The organism is Methanobacterium sp., from assembly GCA_039666455.1.
In the GTDB taxonomy this organism is placed as follows: domain Archaea; phylum Methanobacteriota; class Methanobacteria; order Methanobacteriales; family Methanobacteriaceae; genus Methanobacterium_D.
Map to the genome: position 1 here is coordinate 1 of JAVSLW010000051.1, position 1,050 is coordinate 1,050.

The following is a 1,050-nucleotide window of genomic DNA, read 5'->3' on the forward strand; positions in this document are numbered from 1 at the left end:
TAATTTTGAACAACAATCCCAATCAAAACAATTACTCCAATAAAAGTTAAAAATCCAATAATTCCTGCAATAACTTTCCTCAAATTCATAACAATCACATCAACTTACTAATATCAGTATTAATCAACTTCAAATAAGTTTTATTCGCCCTAATAACATCAAAAGCATTAATCTTGTTTCTTCCTTCTAAAACTGCACTGCAACCAGACAAAAGCAAAATAAAAGCCTTTTCCGTGGCGGGAAAATTCCAGCCAACATTTCTTCCACCCCACTTATTGAAAGCTAAAGTAAAAAAGAGATTGGAAATATTATTATGGAGTTTTTTAGCTTTTTTATCCTGCCATTTAACCTTCCCAAGTTTTTTAAAGAATTCAACTGTGGGTTGGGGTGTTTTTTGGTTTGAATCGAAATTTTCCAATAATAACACTATCCGTGTGGCCATGGGACCATAAAAAATATTGTGCAACTCATCTGAAGTAAAATCCCTACCCAGATTAATACTGTACAAATCATAAACTACTGTATAGGTCACCATCACAAATTTGGCCGTTATTAAAGGTGCGAAAGGTATGCTTAAAGGAAATTTACTCATATTCTCAGAAGCTAACTTAATCAATTCAGATAACTCATCAAAATCTCTTGAAGTCAAACGAGGATCATTACCTCTGCCAAAAACAAACTCCTTATAAATCTTTGATTGCTGCAACGCTAATATCCCATCCACTACTTCTTTTAACCCTCCAATATCACTAAATTCTTTTAATACTTTTCCTGCAACTTCATCAGTTGGTTCTGCACTAAATAATCCCATATTAAACCACCTCACTACCATGGCCATCGAATCTTACTCTTAACCCAGTTTACAGCTGAAGATGCTGCTTTTTTAACAGTGTTAACAGCTTTATTGGCAGCTGTTTTAACTTTTTTAACTACTTTCTTGGCAGTGTTAACTGCTTTCTTGGCAACTGTTTTAACTTTTTTAACTACTTTCTTAGCAGTGCTAACTACTTTCTTGGCAACTGTTTTAACTTTTTTAACTACTTTCTTAGC

At 33.4% G+C, this 1,050-nt stretch carries 2 protein-coding genes; both read right to left on the reverse strand.

Annotation, left to right across the window (positions count from 1 at the left end; translation table 11 throughout):
• Positions 1-94: 94 nt before the first annotated feature.
• The gene (locus tag PQ963_10775) at positions 95-811 is read right to left on the reverse strand and encodes a hypothetical protein (protein ID MEN4030142.1); all 717 of its coding nucleotides are present in this window, start codon (positions 809-811) and stop codon (positions 95-97) included.
• Positions 812-825: 14 nt separating this feature from the next.
• On the reverse strand, positions 826-1,050 hold a 225-nt coding region (locus tag PQ963_10780; protein ID MEN4030143.1), incomplete at its 5' end, for a hypothetical protein.

Excerpts from the sequence above, each read along its gene's own strand:
- PQ963_10775 (MEN4030142.1), bottom strand. The coding sequence starts at position 811 with ATGGGATTATTTAGTGCAGAACCAACTGATGAAGTTGCAGGAAAAGTA.